This is a genomic window from Acrocarpospora sp. B8E8 (assembly GCF_039871605.1).
Taxonomy (GTDB): domain Bacteria; phylum Actinomycetota; class Actinomycetes; order Streptosporangiales; family Streptosporangiaceae; genus Acrocarpospora; species Acrocarpospora macrocephala.
Genome location: NZ_JBDPLV010000009.1, coordinates 37683 through 55171 on the forward strand (window position 1 = coordinate 37683; position 17489 = coordinate 55171).

Annotated in this window: 13 protein-coding genes; 8 read left to right on the plus strand and 5 right to left on the minus strand. The window is 73.3% G+C overall.

Annotation, left to right across the window (positions count from 1 at the left end; all coding sequences use genetic code 11):
* Window positions 1-12: 12 nt before the first annotated feature.
* The gene (locus ABGB08_RS10545) at window positions 13-216 is read right to left on the minus strand and encodes an MbtH family NRPS accessory protein (protein ID WP_155349151.1); all 204 of its coding nucleotides are present in this window, start codon (window positions 214-216) and stop codon (window positions 13-15) included.
* Window positions 217-235: 19 nt separating this feature from the next.
* Window positions 236-5674, minus strand: a complete 5439-nt coding sequence (locus ABGB08_RS10550; RefSeq protein WP_347588875.1) for an SDR family NAD(P)-dependent oxidoreductase — start codon at window positions 5672-5674, stop codon at window positions 236-238.
* Window positions 5675-5863: 189 nt separating this feature from the next.
* Between ABGB08_RS10550 and ABGB08_RS10555 the strand changes: the two genes are divergently transcribed.
* Both ABGB08_RS10555 and ABGB08_RS10560 read left to right on the plus strand, forming a co-directional pair.
* A complete protein-coding gene (locus ABGB08_RS10555) occupies window positions 5864-7150 on the plus strand; it encodes an MFS transporter (RefSeq protein WP_347588877.1) in 1287 nt (428 codons plus the stop codon).
* Window positions 7131-7934 carry an alpha/beta fold hydrolase gene (locus ABGB08_RS10560; protein WP_347588879.1) on the plus strand — a complete coding sequence of 268 codons (804 nt, stop codon included), beginning with the start codon at window positions 7131-7133 and terminating at the stop codon, window positions 7932-7934. Before ABGB08_RS10555 ends, ABGB08_RS10560 begins: the two co-directional genes overlap by 20 nt.
* Here the strand turns inward: ABGB08_RS10560 and ABGB08_RS10565 are convergent.
* On the minus strand, window positions 7921-8157 hold the full coding sequence (locus ABGB08_RS10565) for a hypothetical protein (RefSeq protein WP_155349147.1): 237 nt from the start codon (window positions 8155-8157) through the stop codon (window positions 7921-7923). The two genes, ABGB08_RS10560 and ABGB08_RS10565, sit on opposite strands and share 14 nt — an antisense overlap.
* Before the next feature lie 84 nt (window positions 8158-8241).
* Window positions 8242-10101, minus strand: a complete 1860-nt coding sequence (locus ABGB08_RS10570; RefSeq protein WP_347588881.1) for a BTAD domain-containing putative transcriptional regulator — start codon at window positions 10099-10101, stop codon at window positions 8242-8244.
* A 233-nt stretch (window positions 10102-10334) separates the two neighbouring features.
* Between ABGB08_RS10570 and ABGB08_RS10575 the strand changes: the two genes are divergently transcribed.
* From ABGB08_RS10575 to ABGB08_RS10585, 3 genes are read left to right on the plus strand one after another with little or no spacing between them, the layout of a single operon-like run.
* Window positions 10335-11363 (plus strand): pyridoxal-phosphate dependent enzyme, encoded by a 1029-nt coding sequence (locus ABGB08_RS10575; RefSeq protein ID WP_347588883.1) that lies wholly within the window; start codon window positions 10335-10337, stop codon window positions 11361-11363.
* Window positions 11360-12406, plus strand: a complete 1047-nt coding sequence (locus tag ABGB08_RS10580) for an ornithine cyclodeaminase (protein WP_347588885.1) — start codon at window positions 11360-11362, stop codon at window positions 12404-12406. The genes ABGB08_RS10575 and ABGB08_RS10580 overlap by 4 nt, the downstream gene beginning before the upstream one ends.
* A gap of 21 nt (window positions 12407-12427) precedes the next feature.
* Window positions 12428-13120, plus strand: coding sequence for a rhomboid family intramembrane serine protease (locus ABGB08_RS10585; RefSeq protein ID WP_347588887.1), 693 nt, complete (start codon window positions 12428-12430; stop codon window positions 13118-13120).
* Here ABGB08_RS10585 and ABGB08_RS10590 read toward each other — a convergent pair.
* The gene (locus tag ABGB08_RS10590; RefSeq protein WP_347589189.1) at window positions 13117-14310 is read right to left on the minus strand and encodes a DUF418 domain-containing protein; all 1194 of its coding nucleotides are present in this window, start codon (window positions 14308-14310) and stop codon (window positions 13117-13119) included. The genes ABGB08_RS10585 and ABGB08_RS10590 overlap by 4 nt on opposite strands.
* A 219-nt stretch (window positions 14311-14529) precedes the next feature.
* Between ABGB08_RS10590 and ABGB08_RS10595 the strand changes: the two genes are divergently transcribed.
* Genes ABGB08_RS10595 through ABGB08_RS10605 form a run of 3 tightly spaced genes read left to right on the plus strand, consistent with a single transcriptional unit; the run spans window position 14530 to window position 17485 of the window.
* Window positions 14530-15075, plus strand: coding sequence for a methylenetetrahydrofolate reductase C-terminal domain-containing protein (locus tag ABGB08_RS10595; protein ID WP_347588889.1), 546 nt, complete (start codon window positions 14530-14532; stop codon window positions 15073-15075).
* Window positions 15072-16007, plus strand: a complete 936-nt coding sequence (locus ABGB08_RS10600; RefSeq protein ID WP_347588891.1) for a methylenetetrahydrofolate reductase — start codon at window positions 15072-15074, stop codon at window positions 16005-16007. The genes ABGB08_RS10595 and ABGB08_RS10600 overlap by 4 nt, the downstream gene beginning before the upstream one ends.
* Window positions 16007-17485 carry a hypothetical protein gene (locus ABGB08_RS10605; RefSeq protein ID WP_347588893.1) on the plus strand — a complete coding sequence of 493 codons (1479 nt, stop codon included), beginning with the start codon at window positions 16007-16009 and terminating at the stop codon, window positions 17483-17485. Before ABGB08_RS10600 ends, ABGB08_RS10605 begins: the two co-directional genes overlap by 1 nt.
* Window positions 17486-17489 lie beyond the last annotated feature (4 nt).

Here is a 17489-nt window from a genome sequence, read left to right on the forward strand (position 1 = left end):
TGGCGGGCAACCTCAGCCGCCCATCCGCTCGCGCAGGCTGCGGGGCCGCATGTCCGTCCAGACCTCTTCGATGTAGGCCAGGCAGTCGGCCTTCAGGCCCGACTTCCCGACCTCCGACCAGCCGTCGGGGATGACCCGGCGGGTGGGCCAGATGGAGTACTGCTCCTCGTGGTTGATCACGACCGTGTACTCCCGGTCGTCGTCGTCCTCGAACATGGGATCCCCTCTCGATGTGCTATTCCAGGGCTGCGAGCAGCGCGGCCGCGTCCTCCTCGGACATGGCCGCGACCTGCTCGGCGAGCACGCTCTCGATGTCGGCGGCGAGGTTGCGCACGGTGCGGCACTCGAACAGCACGGCCACGGCCAGCTCGGTCCTGAAGTGCTCCCTGATCCGGGCGACCAGCTGGACCGCGATCAGCGAGTTGCCGCCGAGGTCGAAGAAGTCGTCGTCCACGCCGACCCGGTCCACGCCGAGCGAGTCCTCCCAGAACCCGGCCAGCGCCCGCTGCGCGGCGTTCTCCGGTTCGACGTAGGGGTTGGTGAGGGTGCGGGTGGTGACGGTCGCGGCCCGCTGCGGCGCCTGCGCCATCTGGGCGCGCAGCGCCTCGCGGGTGACGCCCGCGGCCCGGCGCAGCCGCTCCCCCAGCCCGTCGGGGCACATGATGAGCTGCGGCGCCACCCCGCTGGCGAGGATCTGCCAGAGCGCGGCGGAGCCGGCCTCCGGGTGGATGCCGAACTCCAGGTCGGCCTCGCGCAGCAGCCGAAGTTCCAGGTCGGCGGCGGCCGAGGGCCCCGCCTCCGGCGCGCTCGGAGCTTCCGGCGGCAGCACGTCGGCGTTGCCCTCGGTGTCGTACGCGAGGAGGGTGAACCCCTCGATGGCGACCAGCTCGGTCCCCGCCTCGTCCATGATCGTGATGTCGCTGCGGGTGATGTCGCCGGTGGTGTCGTCGCGGTGCCGGATGTGGCTGTAGACGCGGGACGGGAGCTTGCCCCGGACCACCACCCGGTCGTAGCCGAAGGGCAGGAATCGGGCGTCGGCGGCGATGCTCTGGCCGAGCGCGTTGGCGCTGTCCAGCACCGAGGGGTGCAGGCCGTACCGGGGGACATCGCCCAGGTAGGCCTCGGGCAGCTCGACCAGGACGAGCTCGGCGTCCTGGCCCCGCCACCGGCCGCGGATGTTGTCCCAGCGCGGGCCGACGGTCAGGCCGCCGATGCTCGGCTCGTACGCGGGGGTGTCCTCCTGGTCGCAGATCGCGCGCAGCGTGCCCAGGTCGTGGGTGGGAACCTGCTCCGCGGGGGCGTGCCTGACCCGGGCCCTGGTGTATTCGGCGATCTCCTGGCCGGAGCCGTCGTCGGCGTCCAGGATCGACACCTGGTAGCCGCCCTCGCCGTCCGGCCGGTACTGCACGCGGATGTTGCGGCTCTGCTCGAAGGAGAGCGGGCGCATGAACACCAGGTCCCTGATCTCGGCCCTCGGGTCGCCGGTGGCCAGCTCGAACCCGGCCCTGACGATCTCCACCAGGCTGGTGCCCGGCATCGTCGGCAGCCCTTGCAGGCGGTGCTCGGAGGCCTCCCAGTCCTGTTCCGACAGGCGCTTCACGAAGACCACGTCGTCGGAGTAGAGCTGGTGGAGGCGGCTGTCCAGCAGCGGATGGTCGACCGGCTCGTAGCGGTCGCCGCGCTCGAAGTCGGTGAGGACGGCGGGGGCGTACGTGTCGTGCGCCATGCCGACGTTGAACCAGATCGGCCAGTTGATGGACAGCACCCGGGTGCGCCCGCCGGTGCGGGACTGGGCGTAGGCGTCCATGACGGCGTTGGCCGCGCAGTAGTCGCCGAGGCCGAAGTCGCCGGAGATGACGGCGATCGAGGAGTACAGGACGAGCAGGTCGAGCTCGTCGCCGAAGACCTCCTCCAGCGCGTACAGGCCGCCGACCTTGGGGGCGAACACCTGCGCGGCGGCCTCGGGAGAGCGGGTCTCCAGCATGCCGCCGCCGGAGATCCCGGCCGCGTGGAAGACGCCCTCGACCGGCCCGAACGCCTCCTCGGCCCGCTGCCGGACCGCGCGCATGGCGGCCGCGTCGGCGACGTCGGCGGCGATCACCAGGACGTTCTCGCCGAGCGCGCGGACGCGGTGGATCTTGCGGGCGATCGGGTCGGCGGGGTCGTGCGCGGCCAGGTAGGCGTCCCACTGGTCGCGGCCGGGCAGGCCGGTCCTGCCGACGAGCACCAGGCGGGCGTTCACCCGCGCGGCCAGGTCCTCGGCGAGCACCAGGCCCAGGCCGCCCAGGCCGCCGGTGATCAGGTAGACGCCGCCCTCGCGCAGCGGCTCCCCGGTCGGCCGGTCCAGGTCCACCTGGTCGTAGCCCCAGATCCAGCGCTTGCGGCCCCGGTAGGCGACCTGATCGTCCTGGGAGACGGCCGAGATCTCCGCCGCGAGCCGTGCCGCGTCCGCGACCGGGTCACCGGTGCCGCTGAAGTCGACGCCGCGGCAGCCGATCCCGGTGAGCTCCTTGGGCACCAGCTTGATCAGGCCGAGCAGCGCGGCCTTGGCCGGGACCACGGGGTCGTCGCCGGAGACGTCGTTCATGTCGGTGGAGACCACGACCAGGTCGGCGTCGGGGGCGCTGCGCTGGCGGGCGAGCGCCTGCAGCAGGTTGAGCACGCTGTAGAAGCCCAGGTCGAGCCAGCCGTCTGGGCCCTCGGCGGTGTCGGCGGCCGACCAGCCGTGGACGATGGTGAGCCGTTCCTCGCCGCCCGTCTGGGCGAACACCGCGCCGTAGTCCGCCGGCTCTCCCGGCCGTACGGTGAACCGGTCGCCTTCCGCGAATTCGGAACCGGGAACCACGGCCACGACGGGCAGCCCTTCGGCCCTGCGGCGGCGGACAAGCTCTTCCACCAGACCGTGCCCGGGCGAGAACACCACCCACAGGCCGCTGTCGGGGGTCGCCGGCGGCCGCGCCGAGGTCTCGCGCCAGACCGGCACATAGTAGGGTCCGGTGTCGCGCGGCCCGGCGACCGTGGCCTGCTCCGACTCCGGGTCCGGCTCGGCCCAGCAGCGCTGCCGCTCGTACGGGTAGGTCGGCAGCGGAATCCGCGACCGCTCCTCCTCCCGCCAGAACGCCTCCCAGTCGAGCCGCCCCGCGGCCTGCCACACCTGCCCGACCGCGGTGAGCAGCGCCACCACGTCGGACTGCCGCTGCTGCGGATGCCGCATCGCCGGCACCGCGAGGCCGGCCTGCCCGGCGTCCAGCTGGCGGCGGGCCAGCGTGGTGAGCGTCTGCCCGGGCCCGACCTCCACCAGCACCCGGCGGCGCCCGTCGGCCAGCAGCCGCACCGCGTCGCCGAACCGCACGCAGCGGCGCAGATGCTCGCTCCAGTACGCCGGGTCGGTCGCCTGCGCCCCGGTGATCCACGTCCCGGTCACGTTCGACACGTACGGCAGCGTGGGCTCGCGCAGCTCCACCGCGGCCACCCTGGCGGTGAACTCGGCCAGGATCGGCTCCATCATCGCCGAGTGGAACGCGTGCGAGGTGTGCAGCGGGCGACCGGAAACGCCCTGCACCTCCAGCGTCTCCCGCAGCTCCGCCACGGCCTCGGCGGGTCCGGACACCACGCACAGGTCAGGGGCGTTGACGGCGGCCAGGTCGAGCCCCGGGCCGAGCATCGGGACCAGCTGCTCCTCGGCCAGCGGCACCGCCAGCATGTCGCCGCGCGGCAGGCCCTGCATGAGCGCCCCGCGCGCCGCGACCAGGGCCAGCGCGTCGTCGCGGTCCAGGACTCCGGCCAGGCAGGCGGCGACGTACTCGCCGATGCTGTGCCCGGCCATCGCGGCCGGTTCCACCCCCCACGAGCGCAGCAGCGCCGCCAGCCCGTACTCCACCGCGAAGACGGCGGGCTGGGTGACGGCCGTCTCGTTCAGGTCGCCGCCCTGGTAGAGCCGCTCACGCAGGTCCCAGCCGGTGAGCGGGAGCAGCGTTTCGGCGCAGGCGTCGATCTCGGCGCGGAAGACCGGCTCGGTGTCGTACAGGTCGCGGCCCATGTCCGCGTGCTGGGCGCCCTGGCCGGGGAAGACGAAGACGACCTCGCGCTCGCCGCCGCGCGGCGGGGCCAGCGCCGGATGCCCGGCCGGGACGCCGCCGATCAGCCGCTCGGCCGCCTCGGCGACGCCGCCCGCGACCACGAACCCGCGCGAGGCCCGAGCCGTACGGCCCAGGGCGAGGGTGTAGGCGGCGTCGGCCAGATCGCCGGGCCGCTCCTCCAGGTGCCCGCCCACCAGCGCGCCCAGACTCTCCAGCGCCGTCGGCGTGCGAGCCGCGAGCGGAATCAGCTGGTACGGCCTGCCGCTGGGCCCGGCCTCCCGAACGGGCGCCTCCTCGACGATCATGTGCGCGTTGGTGCCGCCGACGCCGAAGGAGCTGACCCCGGCCAGCAGCGGATGCCCGTTGACCTTCCACGGCGTGAGCTGGGTGTTGACGTGGAACGGGGAGGAGGCGAAGTCGATGCCCGGGTTGGGCTCCTCGAAGTTGAGGCTGGCCGGCAGCGCCCGATGGGACAGGCACAGCACGGTCTTGATCAGCCCGGTGATGCCGGCCGCCGCGCCCAGGTGGCCGACGTTGGACTTGACCGACGCGATCGGCACGTCCCCCACCCGGTCGGTGTGGGTCCGGAACGCCTGGGTCAGCGCGGCCACCTCGATCGGGTCGCCGACCAGGGTGCCGGTGCCGTGCGCCTCCACGTAGCCGATGTCGGCCGCGCTCACGCCCGCGCTCGCCAGCGCGGCCAGGATGACGGCCGCCTGCCCCGGCACGCTCGGCGCGGCGAACGCGCCCTTGGCCGAGCCGTCGTTGTTGATGGCCGAGCCGCGGATGACGGCGTGGATGGTGTCGCGGTCAGCGAGGGCGTCCTCCAGCCGCTTGAGCACGACCACGCCCGCCCCGCTGCCGAAGATCGTGCCCTTGGCCCTGGCGTCGAAGACGCGGGCGTGGCCGTCGGCGGAGAAGATCCCGCCGTCCTCGTAGAAGTAGCCGGACACGCGCGGCAGCGGCTCGTCCACGCCGCCGGCGAGGGCGATCTCGCACTCGCCGGTGCGCAGCGCCCGGCACGCGGTGTGCACCGCGACCAGCGAGGTCGAGCAGGCCGACAGCGTGGTCGTGGCGGGCCCGCGCAGGTTCAGCCGGTAGGCCGTCTGGGTGGCCACGTAGTCGCTGGTGTTGGACAGGTCGATGGCGAAGTGGCCCATCAGCCGGATCGCGTCGCTGTTGCGGATCACGTTCAGCTCGCGGTACCTGTTGATGCCGACGCCGCCGAAGACCCCGATCCTGGCCGGGTAGCGGGCCGGGTCGTACCCGGCGTGCTGGAGCGCGGTGTCGGACACCTCGAGGAAGGCCCGGTGCTGCGGGTCGAGGATCTCCGCCTCGCGCGTCGACATGCCGAAGTAGGCGGGCTCGAAGAACTCCGTGTCGGGCGCGATCGGCGCGGCGCGGACGTAGTTGGGGAAGGCGAGCAGGTCCTCCGGCGTGCCGGCGGCGCGCAGCTCCTCGTCGGTGAAGAACGTGATCGACTCGACCCCGTTCACCAGGTTCTGCCAGAACTCCCCGATGTCGTGCGCCCCGGGAAATCGACCGGCCATGCCGATGATCGCCACTTGCCCGCTGGCCGCGCTCTCCGCCGTCATCTGCGCTCCTGAAGTGATCACCGGTCCTCGGCAAGCTCAAGGCTGCGAGACAACACGCGGCCCGGCAAGGACGAAACAGCTGGTTGGCGACAAGTCGCCAGCGGAGTTGACGGGCCTTCCCCCCGCTTGGTCCGCTGACCGCATCACTGGGCGTGTCGCCGGTGCCGCCGGAGGAAGGAGCGTCGCCGCGTGGTGTCGCGACCGAGCCAGACCCTGCCCCTGCCACCCAGCCGCGGGCTGGGGCGGCGCTTCTGGATGCTCTGGGCGGCATTCCTCATCGCCAACCTCGGCACCGGCATCAGCGCGGTCGGCTTCCCCTGGCTGGCCACCTCGCTGACCAGGGAACCGCTGCTGATCGCGCTGATCGGGGTGGCCGCCGAGCTGCCGTGGCTGCTGCTCAGCCTGCCGATCGGCGCGATCGTGGACCGCGCCGACCACCGCCGGGTGCTGGCCGCGACCCACTGGGGCCGCGCCGCCCTGGTCGGCGGCATCGCGCTCGCGCTCTACCTGGACCTGATGGCCCTGGCCATCCTGTACGTCGTCGCCTTCACCCTGGGCACGCTCACCGTGGCCAACGAGAACGCCGCCCAGACGATCCTGCCGCGGCTGGTCGTCCGGGAGCGGCTGCAGGTGGCCAACGCCCGGCTGACCATCGCCGACACCGTCGCCGGGGTCTTCGTCGGCCCCTGGGTCGGCGGCCTGCTGGTGGGGGTCGCGCTGGCGGTCCCGTTCACCGTGGACGCCGTCCTGTTCGTCGCCTCCGGCCTGCTGGTGATGATGCTGCCGACGGCGGAACCGCAGGTCAGCGAGGTGTCCGCGTCGATGCGCGCCGACCTGATCGCCGGGCTGAGGTTCTTCTGGGGACACCGCCCGCTGCGCGACCTGGGACTCCTGCTGGGCGTGCTCAACATGGCGGGCGCGGTCGCCATCGCCACCCAGGTGCTGTTCGCCCAGGAGATCCTGGGCCTCACCGCCGTGCAGTACGGCCTGCTGTTCATGGTCGGCGCCATCGGCGGCATGATCGGCGCCCAGGGCACCCCGTGGCTGGAGCGCCGGATCGGCCCCCGCCGGGTGCTGCTGGCATCCCTGGCCGGCAGCGCCGCGGCCCTGGTCATCGTCGGCCTGACCAGCAGCGGCATCGTGGTCGCCCTGGCCCTGTCCGCCAGCGCCGGCCTCGGCCTGTCCTGGAACATCATCACGATCAGCTACCGGCAGCGGATCGTGCCCGAGGGCCTGCTCGGCCGGGTCAACAGCATCTACCGGCTGATCTCGTGGGGCCCGCTGCCGCTCGGCTCGGCCATCGGCGGGCTGCTGGTGACGCTCGGCCAGTTCTTCGGCGGCCGGGAGATCGGGTTGCGCACACCGGTCCTGGTGGCCGCCGCCGTGATCGCCATACTGTTCGTGATCGCGCTGACCCGGTACTCCACCGGGCTGTGGAGCAGGACCGGGAGCGTGGATGCCGACGATCAGGAGTAACGGGGTCGAGCTCAGCTACACCGACACGGGGTCGGGGCCTCCGGTGCTGCTGGTCTCCCCCGCGGCGTCCAAGGCCGGGATCTGGGACCTGCACCAGGTGCCCGCCCTGCTCGCGGCCGGGCACCGGGTGATCACCTTCGACAGCCGGGGCACCGCGCCGTCGGCCTGCCCGCCGGGGCCGTACCCGCTGGCCGAGCTGGTCGCCGACGCGGCGGGCCTGATCCGCGCCGTGGCAGGCGGTCCCGTCCGGGTGGTGGGGGCCTCGCTCGGGGCGATGATCGGGCAGGAGCTCGCGCTCGCCCACCCCGAGCTGGTCGCCTCGGCCGTGCTGCTGGGCACCCGCGCCCGCGCCGACCACTTCCGCGCCGCGATGACCAGGGCCAGCGCCGACCGGGTCAGGCGGCCCGAGACCGGGTCCGCGGAGCACGCGGCCGTCGCGATGATGTGCCAGCTCTTCTCGCCCCGCACGCTCGCCGACGACCGGGCCGCCGCCGACTGGCTCGACGTGCTGACCGCCTTCCCCACCACGGGTGAGGGCCCGGCCCTGCAGTACGAGGCGACGCTCGCCGGCGACCGGCGGGAGGCGCTCGGCGGGGTGCGGCGGCCGGTGCTGGTGGTGGCCTTCTCCGACGACCTGGTGATGCCCCCCGCCCTGGGCAAGGAGGTGGCCGACGCCATCCCCGGCGCCAAGTACGCCGAGGTTCCCGGCTGCGGGCACTTCGGCTTCATGGAGCGCCCGCAGGTCGTCAACCGGATCCTGGTGGACTTCCTCAGCCGGACCTGAGCCAGCCGCGCCGCGCCACCTCAGCGCCCGCCTGGAAGCGGCTCTCCACGCCCAGGTGCTCCAGCAGTTCCGACACGCGCCGGCTGTAGGTGCGGGGCGAGATGCCCAGGCGGTTGCTCGCCGTCTGGTCGGTGGCGCCGCTCAGCAGCTGGAGCAGCACGGCGTGCAGGTGATCTGGAAGGGTACGGCGCGTAGCCTCGGGCCGGGAGACGACATCATCCATGACCACGGTTCCTCTCCGCAGGTCCCCGAGGATCTGACCGGATCGAACATGAGCCACGCTATGCTTTGGCGCCTGGGTTGTCCTCTACGCCCACTCTTCACCCTCTCTCACAGCTCTTCCCGCCAACCGGCGCAGCGCGGCGTCCAGCTCGCCGGGGGATTCCTCCGCCTCGGCGCGCTCCCGGGCGTACAGGCGGAACAGCACGTGCATGCGGTAGCGGACGGTGCCGCAGTCCTCGACGCCGGCGACGTCGATCAGGCGGGCCTCGGCCAGGGTCTCCATCAGCTCCTCCGGGTGCGTACCGGTCTCGCCGAGGAGGGGTCCGGCGACCCAGCCCGCGAAGGTGGGCGCCGTCAGCGTGCCGAGCAGGCGGAACAGGCGGGCGGCCGGAGCGTCCAGGCTCTCGTAGCTCAGCGCCAGGCTGGCGCGGACCTTCAGGCCCCCGGCCGACAGCGCGTCCAGGCGTCCGCGCTCGTGCTCCAGCAGGTCGGCCAGGCGGCTCAGCCGCCAGTGCGGGCGGCCGCTCAGCCGGGCTCCGGCCACCCGCAGCGCCAGCGGCAGCCGCCCGCACAGGTCGGCGATCCGGCGGGCGTCGGCGCGGGCCGCGGCGCGTTCCGGGCCCGCGGCGCGGCTCAGCAGGTCCACCGCCTCGCTCTCGGTGAGCACGTCGAGATCGAAGGCGCGGGCGTTGGGCACCCCGCAGACCCGGCGGCGGCTGGTGACGATCACGGCGGAGCCGTACCCGGCGGGCAGCAGCGGGCGGATCTGGGCCTCGCCGCGGATGTCGTCGAGCACGAGCAGGACGCGGCGGCCGGCCATCCTGGCGCGGTAGAGGGCGCACCGCTCCGCCTCGTCGGCGGGGACGTCGCCGTCCTCGACGCCGAGCCGGTGTAACAGCCGGGCCAGCACGGTGGCCGGTGCGACCGGCTGGCGGTCCAGGCCGCGCAGGTCCACGAAGAACTGGCCGTCGGTGAACGCGTCGGCCAGCAGGTGGGCCACGTGCACGGCCAGCGCCGTCTTGCCCGTCCCCGCGCGGCCCGTGATGGCGGCGACCGCGAGCCCGGCGTGGGCCGCCGAGCCGGACAGGAACCGGGTGAGCGCGTCGATCGTGCCGGCCCTGCCGGTGAAGTCGGCGAGGTCGGGCGGCAGCTCGCGCCGCCCCTGCGGGGACGGGGTCGGCCGGGTGGAGGCGGGCACGGCAGGGGCGGACCGTGGCGGGTCGAGCTGCGGGGCGCAGGTGAGGATGGCCTGGTGCAGGTCCTGCAGCTGGGCGCGGGGCTCGACGCCGAGCTCGATCAGCCGCCGGTGGCCGTCCCGGTAGATCTCCAGCGCCTCGGCCTGGCGCTGCGAGCGGTACAGGGCGAGCATGAGCTGGCCGCGCAGCCGCTCGTTCAGCGGGTGCCGCTCGACCAGCACCTGGAGCTCGGGAACGAGCCTCCGGTGCCGCCCCAGGGTCAGGCCCGCGTCCACCTGCTCCTCGATCGCGGCCAGCCGCAGCTCCTCCAAGGTGGCCGCGGCGGTCCGCACAGTGGCCAGGTCCACGTCGCTGAAAGCGGGACCGCGCCACAGGGTCAGCGCGTCCTCCAGCACCCGGACGGCCGCCTCCACCCGCCCGGAGGCGAGCATGGCGCGGGCACTGTCGACCCCCGCCCCGAACCGGGCGAAGTCGAGCGCCTCCTGGTCGGCCCTGAGCATGTAGCCGCCGGGGCGGGTGACCAGCGGCGAGCCGTCGGTCTTGCCGCCGGAGCCGTTGAGCAGCACGCGCAGCCGCCACACCCGCGTCTGGATCTGGCCGAGCGCGGTTTCTGGAGGCTCGTCCCAGAGCTCGTCGATGATCTCCCTGACCGGGACGACCTGGTTGGCGTTGAGCAGCAGGATCGCGAGCAGACCCCGCTGGGTGTTGCCGCCAGGCGAGCACGCCCTGCCGTCAACGGAGATCTCCAACGGTCCAAGTGTGTGGAACTCAAGTTGCCGCACGCCCTGATCTTCACAAATTGTCTACGTCTGTGAAGCCCCACAGTCCACATGTTCATCGGGTATTCCAGGGCATTACTCGCCAACCTGGCAGTTCGTAACATCACCTGTTCAGCTGGCGACAACTCGCCAACGCCCTTCCCGATAACCGGCGCGGACTCGATCCTGCAGGGGAATCGTCAAGCAGCCGTGAGGTACCGCTGATGCTGTCCCCGCTGGAGGTACTCCACTCGGCCATCACCGGCACCCCTGTGGTGCGCCTCGACATCTCTTTGCGCGGGCGCGCGCACGGCGTGCTGCTGAAGCTGGAGAGCGGCAACCCCACCGGCTCGATCAAGGACAGGACCGCCGCGGGCCTGCTGATGGCGCTGGACCGGGAACGGCCGCTGACCCCGGGCACGGTGGTGGTCGAGTCCACCTCCGGCAACCTCGGTCTCGGCCTGGCCCGGCTGCTGGCGGCCCTCGGCTGCCGGTTCATCGCCGTCCTGGACCCCGGCACCCCCCGGGCCACTCGGCAGCGGCTGATCGCGACCGGCGCCGAACTCCATGAGGTGCACGAACCCGACGGATACGGCGGCTACCTGCTGACCCGGCTCCGCGCCGTGGACCGGCTGCTCGCCGACAACCCGCACTACCGCTGGACCGACCAGTACGGCAACCCCGCCAACCCGCGCATCCACGAACGCACCACCGGCCCCGAGATCGCCGCCCAGGGCGGGCCCGGTTTGGACGCCGTCTACATCGCCGTCTCCACCGGCGGCACCCTGTCCGGGGTCGCCGCCCACCTGCACGCGCTGGACCGGGGCGTCAGGGTGGTCGCGGTGGACGCCGAGGGCTCGCTCGCCACCGGCCCCGCCACCGGGCCGCGCCTGATCAACGGCCTGGGCGCGAGCCGCCGCTCGGCATTCCTGCCCCCAGGCACGTACGACCGGGCTTACCGCGTCCCCGATCCGGAGGCCGTCGCCGTCTGCCGCCTGTTCCGCGCCGACACCGGCGTGGCGCTGGGCGGTTCCAGCGGCAGCGTGGTCGCCGCCTGCCTGCGCGACCTGACCGCCCCCGGCGCGCCGCGCCGCCCGCTCTGCCTGTGCGCCGACACCGGCCTGACCTACGCCGACACCGTCTACGACGACGGCTGGCTGGCCCGCCACCGGCTGACCGCCGCCGTCGCCGAGGCCGCGGCGCGGCTGCGCGGCGACGGCGTCCGCTTCCACCTGGAGGATCCGCGCCCGTGAACTTCACCGAGTATCCGGCGAGCGAGCTGCGCTACCTGCCGAGGGCGGCCGTGATCGAGTGCTGCGCGGAGATCGACGTCCTGGCGGTGGTGGAGGACGCGCTGGTCCGGCATGGCCGGGGGCAGACGATGCTGCCCGAGGAGGCCTACCTGGGCTGGGAGACCTCGGCTGGCACGGCCGCCCGGTCGCTGGCCATGCCCGGCGGGCTGCGGCTGTCCGGTGGTCTCGCGCTCGGGCTGAAGACGATCAACGGGAACCTGGGCAACCCCGACCGGGGCCTGGCCCGCTCGCAGGGCCTGCTGATGATGTTCGACCCGGAGATCGCCTGGCCCCGGACCATCATGGAGTCGGCCTACCTGAGCGCCACCCGCACCGCCGCCGTCACCGCCCTCACCGCGCGGCTGCTCGGCCGCCCGGGCATGCGCGGCGCGGCGGTCATCGGCTGCGGCACGCTCGCCAAGGCGCACCTGGCCCTGCTGCCCGCCGGGATCACCGAGGTCTGCCTCTACGACCGCGACCCGCTCCGCGCGCGGGCCCTGGCGGAGGCGGTGGGCGACCGGGCCGAGGTGCGGGTGGCGGCGGATGCGGAGTCGTGCGTACGCGGCCGCGACCTGGTGGTCACGGTCACCACGGTGACCGAGGGCTACCTGCCGTTCGAGTGGCTCGCGCCCGGGGCGCTCGTCGCGCACGTGTCCCTCGACGACGTGCTCCCCGACGTCGTACGGCGAGCCGGGCTCGTCGTGGTCGACGACTGGGACCTGGTCAGGCACGACCACCGGCGGCTGCTCGGGCGGCTCCACCGCGACGGGCTGCTGCTCGGCCCCGACGGCGGAAGCCACCCGGGGGTCACGCCAGGACCCTCGGCGCGACGGGTGGACACCACGCTCGCCGCGATCCTCACCGGCGCCCACCCCGGCCGCCGGAGCGAGCACGACGTGGTGCTCAGCAACCCGTTCGGGATGTCCATCCTCGACATCGCCCTCGGCCAGGCCGTGGAGGAGGTGGCCGCCCGGCGAGACGCCGGCGTCCGCCTGGCGATGTGACCCCCCGCGAAGGAGACCGCCATGAGCAACGACCAGATCCGAGCCGTCACCTCCCCCGCCCCGCCAGAGGCCCAAGCCGGGCGGCGTCACGCGCTCACCGCCCTGATCGCCGTCAACGTCGGCGTCGCGGTGATCGCCAGCGTCATGATCGTCGTCAGGGACGGGTTCGACCTCGCCGCCGTGTTCTACGACGGCGTCAGCCCGCTGCACGAGTGGGGCGAGCTGAACAGCCCCGCCATCGAGGACGGCGCGTACTGGCGGCTGCTCACCAGCATGTTCCTGCACTACGGCGTGCTGCACCTGCTGGCCAACCTGCTGCTGCTCTGGCTGGCCGCGCGCCGCCTGGAACCCCTGGCCGGATCGGGGACCGTGCTGACCGTCTACCTGCTGTCGGGGCTCGGCGCGGCGGTGGCCGTCTACTACTTCGACCCCGAGGTGCTCACCGCGGGCGCGTCCGGCGCGGTGTTCGGCCTGATCGCGGCGCTGCTGGTGGTGAGCCTGCGGGCCCGGGCGAACACGACCCTGCCGCTGGTCCTGCTCGGCGTCGGGCTGGTGGCCACGTTCGCGGTCCCGGGGATGTCCATCGCCGCGCACGCGGGCGGCCTGCTGGTGGGCACGGTCCTCGCGCTCGGCTTCGGCCGGGCCCGGCTCGCGGTCACCGCGGCCACGGCCGTGCTGCTGGTGGCGCTGGCCGTGGCGCGGCAGTTCCTCTAACGACCGTGGGTGAGAGTGCGGAGCCACCATTCGGCAGGGCCGTACCGGTGGCTCCGCGTCCACCAGGCGCTGAGGAGTAGCTGGCCGGCGAACACGGCGGCGGCGATGCCGAGCAGCAGCGGCGGGGAGACCTTCGCGAACAGGGCCAGGCCGTAGCCGGTGAACAGCAGGGCCATCAGCGCCGACTGGCCGAGGTAGTTGCTGGCCGACAGGCGGCCGGCCGGAGCCAGGGCCCGGCCGATCGCCGGGCGGGCGTTGCTGATCCGCAGCAGGGTGGCCGCGTAGGCGGCGGCCAGCAGGGGCGCGGTGGCGGTCGTCACCGCCAGGTCGAGCGCCATCAGGGCGCCGCTGCCGCTGTGGTCCACCAGGTGGGTGAGGCCGACCGCGAGGGAGCCGGCCAGCCCGGCGGTGAACCCCAGCCACTGCGCCCGGACGATCCAGCGCCGGGGCACGTCCTCCAGCAGCCGCACCTGACCGGCGGCGAAGCCGAGCAGGAACATGGCCATCGCGCTGCCGGCCTGCATGAACCAGATCCCGCCGAGCATCCCCGGCAGCAGGGCCAGATTCTCGCCGATCACATCCAGCGGCCCGCCCCGGTAGGCCGCGATCATCTGGCTCGGGTCGTCGAACACGTTGATCGAGGTGTTCCGGCCCACCGACTCCGCCCAGAAGCTGAACCCCGCCAGCAGCGCGTAGAACGCCACGAGCACGGCCAGCAGGATGACGGCCGCCTTCACCGCGGTGCGCGGCCTGGCCCGGCGCGCCGCCAGCAGCACCAGGCCCAGCACGGCGTACACGGTCAGGATGTCCCCGCGCCACAGCACCACCGCGTGGAAGGCGCCCAGCAGGAACAGCGCCCCGTACCGGCGCAGTGACCGCCGCACCACCGACGCGCCCGCCCGCTCCGCCTGGAAGGTGAAGGAGTAACCGAACAGGAAGGCGAACAGCAGGTAGAACTTGTCGACGAAGAACGCCTCGCCGACCAGCCGGGCGACGTCGTCCACCGCTCCGGTGAAGTCGGGGTCGGGCAGGCCGAACGTGCCGTACGGCGAGGCCATGTAGGAGATGTTGACGACGAGGATGCCGAAAAGCGCGAACCCGCGAAGCATGTCCACTTCGACGACGCGCCGCACGAGGGGCGACAGGGACGGGGAAGGATCCCGAGGCAGCGTGGTCACGCTCACCAGCATGATCCGCACGCGCAACTTTCCTATGGTTTTGGCGTGCATACGCCATTTGTGCGGCATTCAGCACGCGCCTTGAGCTTGTCCTGCTTGGTGAGCGGCGAAGGCTCGGAGCGGTCTTGTGGCGGGACACAAAGACGATGGCCGGAATGTTGCGGCGCCACCCGAAGACGCGCTCACTGCGGGCCTGCGACCTTTGTGCGCATACCGGCGTGAGGAGTGCGAATGGTCGTGGAACAGGCTCGAGATCCGGGGACGCCGCGACCTTTCCGCCCGCGGATCCCGGCGTCCCTGGCATACGCGCTGCACGCGGTCCTCGCCAGGAGCCCGGTCTATCAGTGGCTGGCCGCGTTCCTCGAGCGCCACCCGAGGCTCTACCGCTGGTTCACCACCGGCGAGCGGGTCACCAAGGAGCGGCTGTTCGGCTGCCGGATGTGCGGCCAGTGCGCGCTGCCGGCGACCGGCTACGCCTGCCCGATGACCTGCCCCAAGCAGCTGCGCAACGGGCCGTGCGGCGGCGTCTCGCCGGACGGCGCCTGCGAGGTCGACCGCACGCTGCGGTGCGTGTGGGTCACGGCCTGGGACCGGGCGGAGAGCGCGGGCCGCGGCGCGGACCTCGACCTCCTCCAGCGGCCGGTCGACAACCGGCAGTGGTCGCGGAGCTCGTGGGTGAACTACTGGCAGGGCCGCGACGAGGGCATCGCGGTCGCGTTCACCGGCGCCGACCCGCGCCCGGCCATCGCGGCCGGCTCCGCGCGGGCGGGCCGATGAGCGGCGGGCTGCGGGCCGCGCTCGCGTCGGACCGGGTCGTGGTGACGGCCGAGATCGGGCCGCCGCGCGACGCCGATCCGGACGCGATCGCCCGCAAGGCCGCCGCGCTGCGCGGCTGGGTGGACGCCGCGAACGTGACCGACAACCAGGGCGCCAGCGTGCGCATGTCGAGCCTGGCCGGCAGCGTCCTCGTCCAGCGCGCCGGCGTCGACCCGGTCATGCAGCTGACCTGCCGGGACCGCAACCGCATCGCGCTGCAGTCGGACCTGATCGGGGCCGCGGCCCTCGGCATCCCCAACGTGCTGCTGCTCACCGGCGACCACCCTGCGCTCGGCGACCACCCGGACGCCAAGCCCGTCTTCGACCTCGACGGCGTCCAGCTCGTCTGGACCGCGCGCACGCTGCGCGACGACGGCACGCTGCTGTCCGGCAAGCCGCTCGCGACCCGGCCCTCGTGGCTGATCGGCACGGTCGAGAACCCGTTCGCCCCGCCGGCGGCGCTGCGCGCCCGGCGGCTCGCCAAGAAGGTCGCCGCGGGCGCCGAGTTCGTGCAGACGCAGTACGTCTTCGACGTGGCCGCCTTCGCCCGCTGGGTCGCCCGGCTGCGCGAGGAGGGCGTCACCGAGCGGTGCGCGGTGATCGCGGGCGTCGGACCCATCCGGTCACTGCGCATGCTGGCGTTCCTGACCGGCTCGGTGCCCGGCGTGCACGTGCCGGCGGAGCTGGAGCGCCGCCTGCGCGGGGTGCCGGAACACCGGGTGGCGGAGGAGGGCCTCAACGCCTGCGTGGAGACGATCCAGGCCCTGGTCGAGATTCCCGGCGTGCGCGGCGTGCACCTGATGGTCTTCGGCCACGACGACGAGGTTCCCGACATCGTGCGCCGGGCCGGCATCCGCCCGGCGGTCGCGGCTCTCCAGGAAGGGCGACAGTGATGTTGATTGATTTCCGGCCGCACGCGAGGTTGCGGGCCGACAAGCCGGTCGACCTGGTGGCCTCGGTGGCCCCGGTCGTCGCGGCGCTGGTCGACTCCGGGTGGGATCTCGCCCGGGTGCGGGTGGTGTGCGACTGGGTGCAGTACCGGGAGAACTTCCGCGACGTCGTCGACGCGAGGCCCATCCTGTCCGCCCCGGGCCGGGGAACCGTGCCGACGCCGGCGGGGATCCGCCAGGAGGACCTGGAGGTCGCCGTCGACGTGCGGCGCGGCGGCGAGGTCGCGCTGGGCGGCCTGGCCGCCGCCTGCCTGCGGGGCGGGTCCGGCGAGCGAGCCTACCTGGAGGACTGGGGGCTCGGCTCGGCCGGCTGCGTCTGGGCCTTCAACGCCCTCTACTGGACCGCGCTGGAACTGTGGGAGAAGGCGTCGGGACGCGGCTACGAGCAGGCGCTGCCGGGCGGCGAGAGCGACGCGCGCAACCTGGACTCCGCCCGCGGCGTGATAAACGACCTCTTCGACGTCTGGGACTCGCTGGCGAGCTCGGCGGCGCTGCCGGAGGAGCTGGTCGTCGTCGAGCTCGGCGTCGGCAACGGGCACCAGGCCAAGGTCTTCCTCGACGAGTTCCGCCGCGCCGACCAGGCCCGCGGCGGCGACTACTACCGGCGCCTGCACTACCTCATGTGCGACTACTCCCAGCACGTCCTCGACCTGGCCGGGGAGACCGTCGCCGACCACGCCGGCCGCGTCAGCTCCGTCACGCTCGACGCGACGCGCCCGCTGACCTCGCTGGGCTTCCTCAAGTACAAGGTGTTCCTCGTCTACGTGTCCAACGTGTACGACAACCTGCCGACGGACGAGGTGGCCCAGATCGGCGGCCGCACGTACGGCGTCGAGACCCGCGCCTACCTGCCCGCGGCCGCGGCGGCCACGCTGGCGGACTCGGTCTCCGCCACGCCGGACCAGGTCCCGGCCCTGGTGCACAAGCTGCTCCGGCTCGGCCCGCAGCTGCTGACCGACGCCGCCCCGGCGCACTTCCCCGACGTGGACACCGCGGTCGCGTTCTGGCGGCAGGCCTGGTCGATGCTGCGCCTGGAGGAGCGGTACGCGCCGCTGGCCGGTCTCGACCAGTACGCCGTCACAGGACAGTTCAACGGGGAGGCGCTCCGGCCGTTGCTCGAGTCGGGGGCGGACGTCCGCATGCACGTCAGCAACGGCGCGGTGGCCAGCTTCGCCGACAGCCTCATGCTGCTCCACCCGTACGGCCGGCTCATCTGCCACGACCTCTTCGTCACCGGCGTCGAGGGCTACCGCAGCCAGTTCCGCGGCCCAGGCAAGTACGACGGGTCGGTCGTGAACTGGGTCAACGGCCCCCTGCTCGCGCACGTCGGGCGGCGCAAGGGCTTCGACGTGCACTACGAGCCCTTCCGGCACCGGTCGGCGGGCAACATCATCACGATGACCGCGCAGGCGAGGGACTGAACCC

Coding starts and splice junctions, on each gene's coding strand:
- ABGB08_RS10590 (WP_347589189.1), bottom strand. CDS start 14,310: ATGCTGGTGAGCGTGACCACGCTGCCTCGGGATCCTTCCCCGTCCCTG.
- ABGB08_RS10600 (WP_347588891.1), top strand. CDS start 15,072: ATGAGCGGCGGGCTGCGGGCCGCGCTCGCGTCGGACCGGGTCGTGGTG.
- ABGB08_RS10595 (WP_347588889.1), top strand. CDS start 14,530: ATGGTCGTGGAACAGGCTCGAGATCCGGGGACGCCGCGACCTTTCCGC.
- ABGB08_RS10550 (WP_347588875.1), bottom strand. CDS start 5,674: ATGACGGCGGAGAGCGCGGCCAGCGGGCAAGTGGCGATCATCGGCATG.
- ABGB08_RS10605 (WP_347588893.1), top strand. CDS start 16,007: ATGTTGATTGATTTCCGGCCGCACGCGAGGTTGCGGGCCGACAAGCCG.
- ABGB08_RS10560 (WP_347588879.1), top strand. CDS start 7,131: ATGCCGACGATCAGGAGTAACGGGGTCGAGCTCAGCTACACCGACACG.
- ABGB08_RS10565 (WP_155349147.1), bottom strand. CDS start 8,157: ATGGATGATGTCGTCTCCCGGCCCGAGGCTACGCGCCGTACCCTTCCA.
- ABGB08_RS10545 (WP_155349151.1), bottom strand. CDS start 216: ATGTTCGAGGACGACGACGACCGGGAGTACACGGTCGTGATCAACCAC.
- ABGB08_RS10585 (WP_347588887.1), top strand. CDS start 12,428: ATGAGCAACGACCAGATCCGAGCCGTCACCTCCCCCGCCCCGCCAGAG.
- ABGB08_RS10575 (WP_347588883.1), top strand. CDS start 10,335: ATGCTGTCCCCGCTGGAGGTACTCCACTCGGCCATCACCGGCACCCCT.